At 44.2% G+C, this 14,624-nt stretch carries 12 protein-coding genes; 7 read left to right on the forward strand and 5 right to left on the reverse strand.

What is annotated here, in order from left to right; all coding sequences use genetic code 11:
- Nucleotides 1-4: 4 nt before the first annotated feature.
- Together QWZ08_RS21030 and QWZ08_RS21035 are read right to left on the reverse strand one after the other, a co-directional pair.
- The gene (locus QWZ08_RS21030) at nucleotides 5-2,521 is read right to left on the reverse strand and encodes a bifunctional glycoside hydrolase family 9 protein/polysaccharide deacetylase (RefSeq protein ID WP_290339524.1); all 2,517 of its coding nucleotides are present in this window, start codon (nucleotides 2,519-2,521) and stop codon (nucleotides 5-7) included.
- A gap of 162 nt (nucleotides 2,522-2,683) precedes the next feature.
- Complete coding sequence (locus QWZ08_RS21035; RefSeq protein ID WP_290339525.1) at nucleotides 2,684-3,571, reverse strand: dienelactone hydrolase family protein; 888 nt, start codon at nucleotides 3,569-3,571, stop codon at nucleotides 2,684-2,686.
- A 285-nt stretch (nucleotides 3,572-3,856) separates the two neighbouring features.
- On the opposite strand from QWZ08_RS21035, the gene bla reads away from it, so the two are divergent.
- Together bla and QWZ08_RS21045 are read left to right on the forward strand one after the other, a co-directional pair.
- Complete coding sequence (gene bla / locus QWZ08_RS21040) at nucleotides 3,857-4,729, forward strand: subclass B3 metallo-beta-lactamase (RefSeq protein WP_290339526.1); 873 nt, start codon at nucleotides 3,857-3,859, stop codon at nucleotides 4,727-4,729.
- A 141-nt stretch (nucleotides 4,730-4,870) separates the two neighbouring features.
- Nucleotides 4,871-5,401, forward strand: a complete 531-nt coding sequence (locus tag QWZ08_RS21045; RefSeq protein ID WP_290339527.1) for a DinB family protein — start codon at nucleotides 4,871-4,873, stop codon at nucleotides 5,399-5,401.
- A 105-nt stretch (nucleotides 5,402-5,506) separates the two neighbouring features.
- Here the strand turns inward: QWZ08_RS21045 and QWZ08_RS21050 are convergent, their stop codons facing one another.
- From QWZ08_RS21050 to QWZ08_RS21060, 3 genes are all read right to left on the reverse strand, one after another.
- Nucleotides 5,507-5,698, reverse strand: coding sequence for a hypothetical protein (locus QWZ08_RS21050; protein ID WP_290339528.1), 192 nt, complete (start codon nucleotides 5,696-5,698; stop codon nucleotides 5,507-5,509).
- 152 nt (nucleotides 5,699-5,850) lie between these two features.
- A complete protein-coding gene (locus QWZ08_RS21055) occupies nucleotides 5,851-6,342 on the reverse strand; it encodes an FKBP-type peptidyl-prolyl cis-trans isomerase (protein ID WP_290339529.1) in 492 nt (163 codons plus the stop codon).
- 8 nt (nucleotides 6,343-6,350) lie between these two features.
- On the reverse strand, nucleotides 6,351-9,014 hold the full coding sequence (locus tag QWZ08_RS21060) for a GH116 family glycosyl-hydrolase (RefSeq protein WP_290339530.1): 2,664 nt from the start codon (nucleotides 9,012-9,014) through the stop codon (nucleotides 6,351-6,353).
- 141 nt (nucleotides 9,015-9,155) lie between these two features.
- Between QWZ08_RS21060 and QWZ08_RS21065 the strand changes: the two genes are divergently transcribed.
- From QWZ08_RS21065 to QWZ08_RS21085, 5 genes are all read left to right on the forward strand, one after another.
- On the forward strand, nucleotides 9,156-10,946 hold the full coding sequence (locus QWZ08_RS21065; protein WP_290339531.1) for a BamA/TamA family outer membrane protein: 1,791 nt from the start codon (nucleotides 9,156-9,158) through the stop codon (nucleotides 10,944-10,946).
- Nucleotides 10,947-11,218: 272 nt separating this feature from the next.
- Nucleotides 11,219-11,839: a Crp/Fnr family transcriptional regulator gene (locus QWZ08_RS21070; RefSeq protein ID WP_290339532.1), complete on the forward strand. Its 621-nt coding sequence runs from the start codon at nucleotides 11,219-11,221 to the stop codon at nucleotides 11,837-11,839.
- A gap of 104 nt (nucleotides 11,840-11,943) precedes the next feature.
- A complete protein-coding gene (locus QWZ08_RS21075; protein WP_290339533.1) occupies nucleotides 11,944-12,603 on the forward strand; it encodes an NADPH-dependent F420 reductase in 660 nt (219 codons plus the stop codon).
- A gap of 363 nt (nucleotides 12,604-12,966) precedes the next feature.
- The gene (locus QWZ08_RS21080; protein ID WP_290339534.1) at nucleotides 12,967-13,554 is read left to right on the forward strand and encodes an ester cyclase; all 588 of its coding nucleotides are present in this window, start codon (nucleotides 12,967-12,969) and stop codon (nucleotides 13,552-13,554) included.
- A gap of 115 nt (nucleotides 13,555-13,669) precedes the next feature.
- Nucleotides 13,670-14,584, forward strand: a complete 915-nt coding sequence (locus tag QWZ08_RS21085; RefSeq protein ID WP_290339535.1) for a pirin family protein — start codon at nucleotides 13,670-13,672, stop codon at nucleotides 14,582-14,584.
- The last annotated feature ends 40 nt before the right edge of the window (nucleotides 14,585-14,624 follow it).

The raw sequence follows: 14,624 nt of genomic DNA on the forward strand, positions 1-14,624 counted from the left end.
ACTTTTACCTCAACAACTCATCCACTCTTTTAAATGCATATCCTTTTTGTTTTAACGCCGTTATCAGTTCACTTAAACGGTCATACAATTTATCGGTACGGCGGCTGTCTGTACCAATGTGCAGCAATAAAATATAACCGTTTAAACCATGTGCATCACTTGCTTCGGTTTGCAAAATGGACTGGTAGATTTCACCTGAGCTGCGGTAATTTTTTAAACCGGGGTAGGTATAATCCGCATTGCTCAACGTACCGGGCGAGTAGTTGATGAGCTGCAGTCCGGATGCTTTTGTCCAGGCCGCAATGCTGTCGTTGTACCATTCATAAGGTGGCAAAAAACAGGTTGGTTTTGCAATGCCGTTTTTGCTGATGGCCTGCAGGTTGGCCTTGAGGTCGGCGGTGAATTGTTTTTTTGTTACCAGCAAACTGTCGCGGTTGTTCCAGTCGCAATACAGCAGGTGCTGGTCGCTGTGTGGCCCAAGGTAGTGGCCTTGTTGCCGCAGCTTTTTAACCAGTGAACGAAAGGCGGGGTTGCGGTAAAATTTACCGGTAAAAAAGAAACCGGCTTGTATGTTTTGCTGGTGTAACACACCAGCAATGTGTTCGCCGCCATCGGCAAATTCATCACCGGTAAATACCAGTGCCAGTTGTTTTTTATCTGTTTGTCCCCTTGTTACTGCGCCCTTAAAAATAGTGTTATGCGGTTGCTTTGCTTCCGCCTCTTTAGCAGCCGCCAGGTAAATCAGCGATGCCGTTCCATCCATGGTAGGTTCGTTGGTGCTGTAGTCGCCATAGTCATCGTGGTAAACGGCCAGCCCGCTTTGAAAAGCCGCGTACTCATCTGCCTCCTGCAACCGGATGCCAATGAGGTTACTAAAAATGGTGGTGTATACCGGGCCATCTACCAGTCCGCCGTTGATGGGATATTGTTTTAAATGCGTAAAGGCAGAGTGCGGATCTACCGGGCTATCGCCCCAGGCCGGTAAGCCATACACCATGGAAGTACCCCATGGATTGCAGCCAAAGAGCCAGTCAGTGTTGGCCTGTTCCAGTTCGGCAAAGGTGCCGTCGCCTGTGAGTTGCCGGTACCAGTAACATTGAATAGCGAAGGACGTTGTTAGATTATTACTGCACCAGATAAATGGTATGCCGCGGTAAAATGCGTTTTGTTTGGCCTTGCCCCATACCCGTTCAATGCCAGTTTTGTAATAGCCGGTGATGGTGTCTTTTGTTTTACCTTTTAGTTGTTTGGCTAATTCATAATGACCAATATTTACAAACGGGTACCACTGGTAATGTTTGGCGGTATCAGCTCCCAGCCAGGGCGTGACCGGCTCTGCCGCTGCATAACGCATAGCCTTGCTGAGCGTGGCAGGCAACAATGCATTGGGTTTGCTGCGCCATTGTGCCTGAATCATTTTTGCTGTTACAGCATTGGCCAGTTCCATATCATCCACCCAATTGTCTTCTGCATAAATGTAAGGCGACCTTACGGAAGCGGTCTGTGTAACCCCCGGCTTCCTGCCTGCAAATGCCAGTGCGGTAATTGCCTTCTGTTGTAGTATAGTTGCAAATGGTGTATCAGTCTTGTCAAATAATATGGAACCCAATCCAAAGGCACTGGCAAACTTGGCTGCTGTGGAAGATGTGCCGGTAGTGTTGTTCATAAACTTACCGCGTTGCTGCGGTTCGCCGCTTACAAAATATACCGGCCGCTCAAAACCTCTTCCATAAAAACTATCTTCTTTGGGTATGCGCATGCCCATGTGATCCCGGTCGTCACCCAACTGGTTAAATAATAAACCTGGCTTCGGGTGCATTTTTAACAGCCAGTCCAGCCCCCATTTGGCTTCGTTGAGCACATCGGGCAAGCCGTCTTTTCCGTCCAGGCCATTGGCCAGTTTTTCATCTGTAAACACGGAAGGAAAATCACGGTAGGCCATCAGCAAATGATAGGTGGCATTGGCTGAGGTGGTGGAATACTGCAGGTAATCACTGGCATCATGCCAGCCGCCTGACACGTCAATATGCGTACTGTCTTTTATGCCGGCTGAAGCAGCATACAAAGTATAGCCATCGTGTGTGTGACAACTGTCTTTTAAATATGGATTAAAACCACTTCGCTGCTGCCGCATGTATTGCAAACAAAAATCGGCCACGCCGTTGTAAACGGCCGCATCAATTGAGAACGCCGGTGACAGGGCATTGCCTGCCGAAAGATAATATTTGCCTGGTTTGTTGAATAATGAAAAATTGAGCCGGAATGTATTTTCAAAAGGACCATAAGCGTCAAAATTTTTTGATGCCGGTGCTGTAAAAACTGTTTTACCGCTTGCTGAATCCACCAGATTAAACGAGGTGATTTGTTGTGCGCCTTTGCCACACCATACCGCTATCTTAATGCCGCCAGGTGTATAACCCAGTTGATTAATTCTGATCCATGCATCCTGGCCCGGCGCATCAAACATGGAACACAACAGGCAGATTGATAAAAAAGAAGCAGCGATAAGTTTCCGGTTCATAATGCAGCATGGTTTATTGGACCCTAAAGTTAAACCATCAGCTCACGTTTCAGAAAGGTTCTTTTCATTCAAAATAAAAGAGGAACCAAGCTGTTTTTACAAAGATTATTATCCATATCAATGGAAAAAATTGTGACGCGGAAAAATAAAAAATATGCTTATCTATTTTAGTTTTTCTTTAAAAAAATCAATGGTGCGTTGCCAGGCAAGTTCGGCAGCCGCCTTGTCATAGCGGGGTGTGGTATCATTATTAAAGCCATGGTTTACGTTGGGGTAAATATAGGCAGTGTATGTTTTGTTGTTTGCTTTTAATGCGGCTTCATAGGCGGGCCAGCCTTCATTTACACGGGTATCTAAACCAGCATAATGCAATAACAGCGGCGCCTTTATTTTGGGCACGTCATCCACAGGAGGCTGACCGCCATAAAAAGGAACAGCCGCGGCAAGTTCCGGGATACGCACTGCCATCTGGTTAGCGATGCCACCACCAAAACAAAAACCTACCACACCCACTTTGCCATTGCAGTCTTTGTGTTTTACCAGGTAGTCGTAGCCTGCTATAAAGTCTTCCAGCATTTCATTTTTATCCCGCTTGCTTTGCAGTTCACGACCTTTGTCATCATCACCCGGGTAACCGCCCAAGGGTGTTAATGCATCGGGTGCAAGCGAAATAAATCCTGCAAGCGCCACCCGCCTTGCCACATCTTCAATGTGCGGATTAAGGCCGCGGTTTTCGTGCACTACCACCACACCGCCCCATTTGGGTTGCGAACCGGTGGGCATTGTGAGCAACGCTTTAATGGTACCGCCGCCCCTTGGCGACGGATAGGTAATGTAGCTGGATTGCACCCTGGGATCACCGGCTTTTACCTGGATGGCGCCTTCGTAATCGGGCATCAAAAAACTCATGAGGGAGGTTACCGTAATACCGCCTACCGCATAAGCAGTTAGCTTTTGCATAAAGTCACGCCGGTTTACGCGGTTGTGGGCATAGTCGTCATACAAATCAAATACCTCCTGTTGGATGTCTTCCTTTTTTATATTTTCCATGGCAGCCTGTTATGTGTTTTTTAAAGTTACAAAATAGGTTGCAACAAAAAAGGGGCCATGAAAAGGAGATAGGTGGCTTCTCTTCAACACAGCTTACAGGAAATATATAACCCCGCTGCTCATCTGACTTACCAGCAGGAAGCTGGATTTGATGATGAATGAACCAGTCAATGGTTGGTTTAAAATAAGCACGGTTTTTCGGTAGCGGGAAATCTGGATAACAGGCAGCAGGCTAATAAAAAAGCCATGTATATTTGACTTTAATTTTCAATACTTCATTGCTGTATGGTTAACCATTTATTTAAAAGTATATTGCTGGCGGTTGTGCTGTTGCTGACTTTTTCCGTAACAACTGCACAAAAAGTAAAAGAGCCCAGGACTCCTGCAGAATGGACAAGGCCTTATCAGCCATTCCGCATTGCAGGCAACCTGTATTATGTGGGCACGTATGATTTGGCGTGTTATCTTATAACAACAAGCGAAGGAAATATCCTCATCAACACAGGACTGGCGTCGTCTGCTGCACAAATCAAAAAGAATATCCAAACCCTCGGGTTTAAATTTGCTGATACAAAAATACTGTTGACTACACAAGCCCATTACGATCATATGGGTGCGATGGCCGCCATTAAAAAAGCAACCGGTGCACAACTGATGGTGGATGAAAAAGATGCGGCGGTATTGACATCAGGCGGCAGTACGGATTATGCATTGGGTCAACATGGAATAAGCTTTAAACCGGTAAAAGCGGATCGTTTACTCCGTGATGGGGATACCATTCGCCTCGGCAATATGCAACTCGTGCTGCTGCATCACCCCGGTCATACTAAAGGCTCCTGCAGTTTTTTATTTACGGTAAAAGATGAGCAGAGGTCTTACAAAGTACTGATCGCCAACATGCCTTCAATTGTTACGGATAAAGCATTTACAGCTATCTCCACCTACCCTGAAATAGCCGGCGATTATGCGTATACTTTCAACGCAATGAAAAATATTTCTTTTGATATCTGGCTGGCATCGCATGCCGGTCAGTTTGACCTGCATAAAAAGCATCAGCCCGGCGATGCTTACAATCCGGCTGCTTTTAAAGACCAGCAGGGATATGATGAAGCCCTCAGGGATTTGCAGGAAGAATATCAAAAAAAGCTGCGGCAGTAAGGTGCGGTCGTCAGCAGGAATACAGTGGCGCAACCTGGTGTTAATAACTTGCGGCGGTACAACGCTTTTTGTATTTTTATGTACCACCGTCCATTTTTGTAGTGTGTTTTTTAATTATCTACTATACTAAAACTAACAAACATGAAAGCAATTCAATTTTTTATGTCGCTGTGCCTTTTATTGTGCACCGTCAATTTTGCCCAGGCACAATCACCAGTAAATGATATGGTGAAAGAATGGGAGCGGGCCAAAGAATATACAAAAGAATATTTGGATACCATGCCCGAACCGGGCTACGCCCTGAAACCCACGCCGGAAATGCGTTCATTTGCAGAACAGATGCTGCATTTAACCGATGCCAATTATGGCTTTGTTTCTGCCGTTACAGGGGAAAAAAGCCCGGTTGGTTTTGGTGAGTCAGAAAAAACAACCGACAAATCAAAAGCTAATGTAACCAAGCTGGTAATGGCAGGTTATGATTTTGTAATTAACAGTATTAAAAAAATGACACCAGCGCAGCTGAATGAAAATGTAAAATTGTTCGGCAGATTTGATTTGACAAAAGGCGCAGCGCTCGCTAAGTGCTTCGAGCATCAAACGCATCACCGCGGGCAAACTACTGTGTACATTCGTTTGGCAGGAGCTAAGCCACCAGCGGAGAAATTATTTTAAGCGATATGCTGATATATTATTTTCAGGCGCAGATAAGTTCTGCGCCTTTTTTATTGAAGGATGATAGCGGAGACGCCGGTTATTATCAACTACTCTAAGCATGTACTAAATAACACAATAGTCTTCCTGTATCGTTCTCTTTTTTGATTCGTTGACTTCGCCTCCACAGCCAGCGGGCTGCGTAACTGCGACGCTGCTGCTTTTGCTTCTTTCAAAAAAATATGCTTCGCATTTTTTTGAATTCCGGCTGGCCGGAACCGAACCAAAAGATGCAGCTTTCGCAGTTATTGTTTTCAACTCGGAGGGATACTTTGTGTTGCCTAAAGTGACAGGTTTAGTATTCGGAATGAGGGGTAGGTTATTTGATTTCTACAGACATTTAAAATAAAGTGATCATTATCTTGTAAAATACAAAAGATAAGGTTCTTTAAATTGTAAAAAATTAAACATCAGCAACAACCCGGCTTGCCCGAACAACACTGCATCGCTGAGATAGGCTGTCCGGTAAATATTTCTTCCTGTGTGGCAGCTCTTATGCTTTTAATTGTTACATCATAATAAAGCGTCTGCCCCGCAAGCGGGTGATTGGCATCTGCTGTTAAATAATTTTCATCCGCCGCAACAATTGTTGCTTCCCTTCCATCCGGCATTTGAATGACATCATCCACATTCACAAAGCCGGTATGCCGGTACGCCTGTATTGGAAGCCGGTACACCTGCGCTTCATCATACAAACCAAATGCATGTGAAGGAAGAAGGGTGATCTTTTTATTTTCATTGATGACACTACCGTACAAGGCTTGTTCTATTGCAGGTAAAATAGTTCCGGCTCCCTGCACAAAGTCAAGTGCGGCAAAACCTTTATTGCTGTCCAGCACAGTGCCCTGCTCATTGCTGAGCTCATATTCAATTGATACAACGGTTCGGCTTGCTACTTTCATCTCCATTGCTAAACAATTTTTATGGTTAGTTGCTGATTTTTATCAATAATGGTCCGGCCTGCCAGCGTAATAATTACCTGATTACCATTTTGCACATAATTACAAGGAATATTTGTTGCACCCAGTAGAACAGTTATCTTATTTGCTTTAGCACTTGTTTCCAGCGAGATGCTTTGCAACTGCAGGCTGCCATATTTCAGGCGCAGCCGGGCTGTCATAGCAGTTGCATTTTGTTGCTGTTCATACGTACCCCAGCCGGCCGCTGATGTAAAGGGCGCTTTAAAATTACCGGGGCTTATTTTGGGTGCAAATTTTATATAGCCTTTCGGTCCATGGTATTCAAATCCACAGGCAGTAATGAAGGTACCGTAGCTGGCCATTGCGCGGGCATAGTGGTCGCTGCACTCTATTTCATTAAACGGGTTTCTTTTGGCTGCATGGTAACGGTCGTGAATAGTTCTTGTCAATACCAGTGCTTCATCCGTCATACCTTCTGCCATCATATGTGCGGCCACCTGGTGTTCAAAGCCACTCATACATTCATGAAAATAGCCTATCTGCCAGCTCACATTTTCTCCATAGGCATTGGCCTCATTTTTTGGATTGGTATTCATGATCATGCCACCCTCGCCGGGTAAAGCATAAGGTCTCCATTTCACCTTGTCTTTCAGGTAAGGCCCCACATCCGGCGTAAAATTATATTTCCATAAACTCTTCAATGCATGCATGGTTTTTTCTTTATCCAGCACCCTTCCAATGCCTGCCTGGAAAGCCCAGCTTTGTCCGTACACCTGGTCTATATGACAGGTATTGTAAGATCCTAAATTTTTTCTTCCTTTCACTTCATCAGGCCGGTGAATAAAATACTCGCCGTTAAATAATTTGTCTTCCATATTCTTTTTCCCTGCTGCAACATAGCTGGCGCATCGCTTGGCAAAACCATCATCCTGCATTTCAACCGCCATCATTTCACCGGCTTTTACGGCCGCAATACATAAGCCGACAATCCAGGCAATTTCTCCATCCCACTCCGCATCCAGTGTATTCATCAACGGCGTGTCTTCCATGCCATCCGTATTTTTATCCAGCGTCATCAAATACTGTATGGTGGTTTTTATTTTTCTCCAGTTCTGTTGTAAGAAGGTGTTATCGGTACTCATTTGATGCTCCCTGTAAAAGCGGAGAATGGTACCTGCCTGTCCGTCTACCGCCGGCACTTTGTGTGCTTCACAACGGTACCACATACTGCCATCTTTTTGTAATGATAATCCAAGATCAACCCGTTCACGGATATCTTTTTCCATGTGCGGAAAAATTCTTCCGGATGCCTGTGCATACTGCCATACGTGCGTGCAGGTTCCTTCGCAACAGCCTACGCCTTCCCATGCATAATAGCGGCCGCTTTCCATGCGGTGAGAGGTAGTAGTAGCCAGGCAACCAATATTTAAAAATGTTCTTTCTAAAAACCAATAAGGTAAAGTGGATTCATAAAAAGTTTCTTTCCATAGACGGGTTTCACCCGCAAGCTTTGTAAATTTTTTTTGAATATAAGCAGTTACTTCGGCCGCATTTTTAAACAGCGTATTGTAAAATTGTCCGGCATCGGGTATCGCAGCCAACGTAAGATTGGCGAAATGCCAGGCAAAAATAAAATCAGCTTTTTGCGTTTGATTTGGTAAAATATTCAATGTTGAACATACGGCACCAACTAATTTTTTATCAACGGACGATGTTACTTTATTGATAGTCGCGGGAACAAAGAGTGCTTGATTATTGTCTGTATCCACGGTCGCAATGGCAAATGAATTTTTATGCAATGCGGCTACACCCAGTGTGCCATAATCCGGCTGCGCTGCTAATTTATCCGGATCCGTTTTGCTTTCAATTGAACAAAGAACGGCTGCAGTACCTTGTTTTACGGATGCTGTATTGATGCGTTCTTCGTCCTTACCAGCAGAGCGGATACCAGTTTTATTTTCTATCCAGCCGGTAATTTGGACCTGTACCGGAGCGGCTGAATTGTTTTTAATATTGAAAGAATAAATGGTGGCCGGAAGGCCGGAATTCAATTCATCCAATGGAATAAACGGAGAAAAAATTTCCGCCACAATCTGCACCGGCAATTGCTTATCCATGTAGGTAATTTTGGCCATGGGATAGGTTGCTTCAAATACAATATCATCCCAGTCTGCGGCCAGCATTCTTTTAACAACGGTACCACCCTGATGTGTGATCTTAAATGCAAAGCCCTGGTCCAGCGGACGAATATCTTTTGCCGGTGCCACGTAAGCGGAGCCATCCTGGGAGCGGACTTTCTTTCCTACATGCAATTCGGTAGGCCAGTCGATTTCCTTTGGATCGATGCCGTTTTGATTGGCGTTGAAAATATCCCATAACCACAGTCTGCCATCTCCACCCAAATACACCGTGCCTGCGTTGATACCGCCTACGGGCATACCAATGTATTGCAGCTCGTTTCTTGACTGCAGGTATTTTGTCACAAAGCCACGCTTGTATAAAGACTTGATCCATTCGGGGTCTATTTTTTTATCAACGGGTATCCGGGGACCAAGTTCACCGGGCGCAAAAGGGCCGGCGATGGCATTAAAACGGGAACTCAATACGCCTGCCGCAAACAAGCCGGATGTTTGTAAAAATTGTCTCCGCTGCATGAAATTATTTTAGTCAATAAATGTATGACAATAGCTTTTTATTCCATTTATAATTTTGAGACGAATGGCAGATTTGATTTTGCGGCAGGCATCTTTTTCACCTAAATCAATGTCTTTATTTTTAGTAACCCAAAATAGCTGATGAGAACACTTGTATTTTCTGTAGCCTTCCTGTTTTTAACAATTACCGTTGCCGCTCAGCAGGCCACGAATACTGATACCATCTTCAGGGCAACAGCCAATGCTTTTGATCCGAAGAACAATCCCTTTCTTCCCTATGCAGGTAAAATTATCCGGCACATAAGGATAAAAAATGTGGGTTTTGAAGGCGACATCAAAGACACTACAAAGATGAACGGTGGCTTTGGTGTGGGGATTGGCGATGCCCTGCACAAAAACACTACCCGGAAAGTAATTGCCAATAATTTATTGTTTAAAGAAGGAGATAAATTAAATCCCTACCTGCTTACCGATAATGAACGTTACCTGCGGGACCTTGATTATATCCAGGATGCCCTCATCATCGTGCAACCAGCCAATGATGCACCTGCCGTTGATCTGCTGGTGCTGGTTAAAGACGGATTTTCCATTGTGCCCAGCGCTGGTATTGGCGGCACAAAAAAATACAAGCTGGGATTAAAGGAACAAAACCTGGCCGGTACCGGATCGCTACTCGCTGCAAGTGTATTGTACGACGGCAACCGAAACCCAATGTTTGGGTACAGTGGCGATTTTTTGCAACGCAATATCGGGGGAAGTTTTATCAACTGGGGACTTGGTTTTAAGACCTATAATAAATCATTTACCAGCGGCAGGGATGAGGAGAATGTATATTACCTGCGTTTGGAGAAACCGCTTGCATCGCAGTACCTGAGCTGGTTTGGGGCATTGGATCTTTCCAATAACCGTACCATCAACGGCTATATCGCGGATGCTGCCTATAATGATTTTAACCGCTATGAATATTATAACGTGGATGGTTGGCTGGGGTACAATATCGGCGCAAAAAAGCTGTTGTATAAAAACAAAAAAAGTCCCTTGCGCAGGCTGGTCGCCTTAAGAGGATTGCACCAGCATTTCAGCCGTATACCAGATAAAGAATCGGCCACCAATGACGGTGTGTTTGCCAATACGCTTGGTGTGCTTGGAAGTGTTAGTTTTTTTAAACAGAATTTTTACCGTACCAGTTATATCTATGGTTTTGGCAGAAATGAAGATGTACCACAAGGCCTGACCGTTTCTTTGATTGGTGGTTATATAAGAAAAGACAGTCTGAGATTGCTTACTAAAACCAGGCCCTACTTAGGCGGCGAGTTTACTTTTGGCCGGTACACAAAAAAGGAAGTGTATGGCTTTGTTAATGTAAGGGTGGGCGGGTACACTTATAAAGACAAATGGGAAGATGTGGAATTACTGGTGAGCGGCGATCATTTTACAAAGCTGCAGAAACTGAGCGATAAATGGTACCGGCGTTTTTTCTTCAATGGTTCTTTCGCACGTCAGTTCTCCAATACACTCAACGCACCACTGCAGTTTATCAGCAATTATGGATTGCCCTATTTTACCCTGCCAAAAGATTCGGCGTATGAACTGCCAAAAGGCGACATGCGGATTACTTCTAAAACCGAGATGGTATTTTACGGCACCCGGAAATACTGGGGTTTTGGTTTTGCACCGTTTACTTTTGTAGATGCATCTCTTATTAAACCAAAGGGTGTCGCGATTGGTAAGAGTGATATCTATACCGGGCTGGGTGCAGGCTTCCGTATAAGGAATGAGAACCTGTTGTTTGGTACTATTGAAACCAGGTTCTCTTACTTTCCCAGAACATTGCCGGGCATGAATAGCTTTAAAGTAAAGTTCAGCACCAACCTGCGGTACAAGTACAATAACAGTTTGGTAAGAAGACCGGATTTTGTTTCGCCGAATTAGAGATTGATGCTTTGCAAACTTCATTGTATTGCTTATGGTGCAGCGTTTTGTAAGGTGGCCGACCTTGTTCCATTTAATTTTGCAACAATCTAACTCTAAGGTCGACCACCTTTAAGAAAGCTGCTGCAAATATTTTCTGCATAACAAAACAACAAATTATAAAATTGCTGCCGGTTTGGTTTATGCTAGAGCTTCGTTTATTTTTGTCAGCGGCAATTTTAGTAAATCAGTTTCAGTACCGTAGCGTTTTTATAGATTGAATAGTATGCAGCATGAAACCAGTTAATGTAGAAACTTCCATTGAACCATTGATCAATTCCTTCGAACGGCTGATTCCTTTAAGCAAGGCTGAAAAGGAGTTGGTGAATAAATTGTTTCACCCACGCCTGTTTAGAAAACGTCAGTATGTATTGCAGGAAGGCGATGTATGTACCCAGTTTAATTTTGTTGTAAGGGGCTGTCTGCGATCATATAAAATTGATGAGAAGGGCAATGTTTATGTGCTGCAGTTTGCGGCGGAAAATAACTGGATCAATGACCTGGGAAGCTTTCACAATATAAAACCTTCGGCCCTTAACATTGATGCCCTGGAAGACACGGTGGTATTACAAATCAGCCTGGATGACCTGATTGTGCTGTATACAGAAGCACCGAAGTTTCACCGCATCTTCAGGGTGCTGGTAGAAAATGCATTTGTCCGCCTGCAGGAACGCTTGCTGCAAAACATCAGCTCTACGGCTGAAGAACGTTACCAATCATTCCTGGATCTTTACCCGCATCTAGCCAACCGCCTTTCACAAGTGCAGATAGCCGCCTTCCTTGGCGTAACGCCGGAGTTTTTAAGCAGGCTGCGCAACATACGCAGCAAAACTTCAAAGTCCGCAAAACCTTAATCTACATCAAGACTATTTCTTAACCAATGTCATTGGAGCCAGCCCCTTCAATGCGGGAGCTTTGCATTACAAATAAATCATGTAATCAATTAAAAAAATAGTTTATGACACAGCATTTAAAAGTTGCAGTAATCGGTTTAGGAAATATCGGAACCGTAGTAGCCACCAATCTTTTAAAAGGTAACCGTTCAGTCATTGTTGCCGACAGATCAATCGAAAAAGCAAACGCGTTTGCGCAGCAAGCAGGCAGTCTCGCAAGCCCGGCATCCATTGCCAATGCTATCAAAGCAGCAGACATTGTGGTACTGGCCGTTTGGTTTGATGCCATCAAAGAATTGTTTAAAACCTACGCTACAGCACTGCAGGGAAAAATTATCGTCGACCCTTCTAACCCCATTGCACCTGATGAAAAAGGCGGCTTTAAAAAGATCATTGATAAGGATCAGTCTGCGGGAGAGTTACTCGCTGCATTGCTGCCTGCCAATGCAACACTGGTAAAGGCGTTGGGTACATTGGGTGCTGCATCTCTTGCCGGCGCTGCTTTTCAGCAACCTGCCAATGTATTGTTCTATGCCAATGATGATACCAGTATCAATGCAGACATAGAGCAACTCATTCACGACAATGGCTTTGAACCGGTTCGTGTGGGTGGTCTTGACCAATCCATCCGCATTGAAGTATTTGGCGACCTGCACGAGTTTGGTGCATTAGGCAAGCCTGTTACGTTAGCGAAGGCCGAAGAAAAATTGGTAATACATCAATAAGTATCGTTTACTTAAGCAGTTTATGTGATAAAATTGAAGATTCATTTTGCATTCGTTGTTACTTTTCAATTTGTTGATTTCGCCTCTTCAGCCGGCGGGGCTGCGTAACTGGAACGCTGCTGCTTTCGCTTCTTTCAAAAAATATGCTGCGCATTTTTTGAATTCCGGCAAGCCGGAACCGAACCGAAAGAGGCAGCTTATCCAGTTACTGTTTTAAATTCGAAACGCACTTCGCAGACTTCATGCTTTTTTGTAAAGTATTAGCAACAGGATAAATATTAAATGAATTAGGTAAACAACATTTACACATCAATAAAAATTCAACAACAGCATTAAACATTTATAAAAGAAAATAACATTAATATGAAACTGAAATATTTTAAATCATTCACCATTGTCTTTGTATCTATCATTGTTGTAGGGCTTATGCAAAGCTGTAATCAGCATTCATCTTCCAATACTGCAGGCAGCTCTAATATCGATAGCCTGAAAAAAATCGCCCAACAGTTAGTGGTTTCCAACGATACCATTGCTGGTCATCTTAAAACCTTTGATGCATTGGATTTTGATGTATTCAGCAACCAGCAATGGGACCGGTTCAAAGAAAGTCATGCACAAAATATAAAAGTTTTCTGGCCTGATGGTCATGTTACCGAAGGCCTGGCCACGCATATTGAAGACATGAAAAAATTGTTTGTACATGCGCCCGACACCAGGATCAAAGAGCATCCCATTAAATTTGGTTCCGGCAGCTACACGTTGGTAACAGGTGTGTTTGAAGGCACGTTCACTAAACCAATGCCGATAGGTAATGGAAAATTTATTCAGCCAACCGGCAAGGCTTTTAAAATGCCGATGGCCACTGTAGGTATATGGGAAAACGGTGTAATGAAAGAAGAACATTTGTTCTGGGACAACCAGACGTATGCAAAACAAATTGGATTGCAGTAAAGCAAAAAACGGGAACCAGCAGCAGGGAAGGCTTTTTAATAAGTAAGATTTGGTATGCAAACCGGGATGATTTTTGGACCTTTGAAAAAATATTATGCAATTAAAAAATTCAATTATGCCAGAGATAGTTATTGAAGCCAGAACAGCTGCCATCAGCCCGGCAGTAAAGGTCAAACGCATCCTTCCTTTCCGTCTTCGCAGAATGATTGGTCCGTTTATTTTTATGGATCATGCAGGCCCCATCATTGATGCACCATCGCCACCTTCGGCATTGGATGTACTGCCGCATCCGCACATTGGTTTGTCGACCGTAAGCTATTTGTTTGGCGGGCAGGTAACACACCGGGATAGTTTGGGTGTTCAGCAAATCATTCGGCCGGGTGAAGTAAACTGGATGACTGCCGGAAGTGGCATTGCCCATTCTGAAAGATTTGAAGAGCCGTCAGCACTTTCAGGCGGCCTGGAAATGATACAAACCTGGGTAGCGCTGCCGGAAAAAGATGAAGAGGCTTCACCAACTTTTAATAATTACACGCCTGAACAATTGCCCGTATTTACAGACAAAGGTGTGTGGATGCGGCTGATAGCAGGCAATGCGTACGGATTGAGGAATGACGTGAAAACAAATTCACCGCTGTTTTACCTGCACGTTGCGTTACAAAAGGGCGCCACATTTGATCTTCCGCGGGAGCATTCCGAAAGGGGATTTTACATTGTAAAAGGAAGCATCGAAGTAGCAGGGATTGGCTATGGCGAAGGCAATATGCTTGTGTTCAGTAAAGGAGATCAGCCCTTGCTTATTGCTAAAGAGGATACTACATTAATGATGCTGGGAGGTGAGCCGATCGGAGAACGTTTTATCTGGTGGAACTTTGTTTCGTCGCGTAAAGAACGCATAGAGCAGGCCAAAGAAGACTGGAAGCAGGGTAGAATTATTCTGCCACCAAACGACAATAAAGAATTTATCCCCCTGCCTGAAGACAAATCAAAACCGGCCGGAAGTTCACCAACACCAGGGGCGCTGTCTTAAAAATCATCTGTAAAATTGCATAAATGAATATCAGCATACA

The sequence above is a fragment of the Ferruginibacter paludis genome, from assembly GCF_030409685.1.
Taxonomy (GTDB): Bacteria; Bacteroidota; Bacteroidia; order Chitinophagales; family Chitinophagaceae; genus Ferruginibacter; species Ferruginibacter paludis.